The sequence below is a fragment of the Acinetobacter sp. WCHAc060006 genome (assembly GCF_004209135.1).
In the GTDB taxonomy this organism is placed as follows: Bacteria; Pseudomonadota; Gammaproteobacteria; order Pseudomonadales; family Moraxellaceae; genus Acinetobacter; species Acinetobacter cumulans.
The window spans coordinates 1-1254 of the sequence record NZ_SGSS01000079.1 but is presented as its reverse complement, the minus strand read 5'-3'; the positions used below and the strand labels follow the sequence as shown (position 1 = coordinate 1254).

General features: G+C 46.2%; 2 protein-coding genes. One reads left to right on the top strand and one right to left on the bottom strand.

What is annotated here, in order from left to right; all coding sequences use genetic code 11:
- Positions 1-66 precede the first annotated feature (66 nt).
- Positions 67-882 (top strand): aminoglycoside O-phosphotransferase APH(3')-Ia, encoded by an 816-nt coding sequence (gene aph(3')-Ia, locus EXE29_RS17225; RefSeq protein WP_000018326.1) that lies wholly within the window; start codon positions 67-69, stop codon positions 880-882.
- 153 nt (positions 883-1035) lie between these two features.
- On the opposite strand, the gene EXE29_RS17220 is transcribed toward aph(3')-Ia, so the two are convergent.
- A partial coding sequence (locus EXE29_RS17220; protein WP_157010908.1) for a hypothetical protein occupies positions 1036-1254 on the bottom strand: 219 nt, incomplete at its 5' end.

Here is a 1254-nt window from a genome sequence, read left to right as displayed (position 1 = left end):
GATAAAAATATATCATCATGAACAATAAAACTGTCTGCTTACATAAACAGTAATACAAGGGGTGTTATGAGCCATATTCAACGGGAAACGTCTTGCTCGAGGCCGCGATTAAATTCCAACCTGGATGCTGATTTATATGGGTATAGATGGGCTCGCGATAATGTCGGGCAATCAGGTGCGACAATCTATCGATTGTATGGGAAGCCCAATGCGCCAGAGTTGTTTCTGAAACATGGCAAAGGTAGCGTTGCCAATGATGTTACAGATGAGATGGTCAGACTAAACTGGCTGACGGCATTTATGCCTCTTCCGACCATCAAGCATTTTATCCGTACTCCTGATGATGCATGGTTACTCACCACTGCGATCCCCGGGAAAACAGCATTCCAGGTATTAGAAGAATATCCTGATTCAGGTGAAAATATTGTTGATGCGCTGGCAGTGTTCCTGCGCCGGTTGCATTCGATTCCTGTTTGTAATTGTCCTTTTAACAGCGATCGCGTATTTCGTCTCGCTCAGGCGCAATCACGAATGAATAACGGTTTGGTTGATGCTAGTGATTTTGATGACGAGCGTAATGGCTGGCCTGTTGAACAAGTCTGGAAAGAAATGCATAAGCTTTTGCCATTCTCACCGGATTCAGTCGTCACTCATGGTGATTTCTCACTTGATAACCTTATTTTTGACGAGGGGAAATTAATAGGTTGTATTGATGTTGGACGAGTCGGAATCGCAGACCGATACCAGGATCTTGCCATCCTATGGAACTGCCTCGGTGAGTTTTCTCCTTCATTACAGAAACGGCTTTTTCAAAAATATGGTATTGATAATCCTGATATGAATAAATTGCAGTTTCATTTGATGCTCGATGAGTTTTTCTGATAGTTAGTCTTTGTAGAGACACAAACCTGAAATTCCGGACACCGCGCTTCAGGACATCTCCCTGGACGCCGATATCTGGCAGTATCCGGACGGTACTATCGAACGCCGGGCCAACGGTACTACCCTGCCCTTTATGACTGACGACCGGCTATCTCACCCACGCACTTCTCCCTGAAATTTAGCATCGTCGCGGTTAATGTCGAAAATTTGCCACCTGACGTGGTTGGCATCGAGGGTGAAAACTGCCGTGGCGAGGGTGTTCTCCTCATCCGGATCGTCGGCAGCCAGCCGGTATTCACCGGCATCAATTTTCAGATTGATATCGTGCAGCACCTGGGTGGTGCCGAAATGTTTAGCGACCGCGCTAAATTC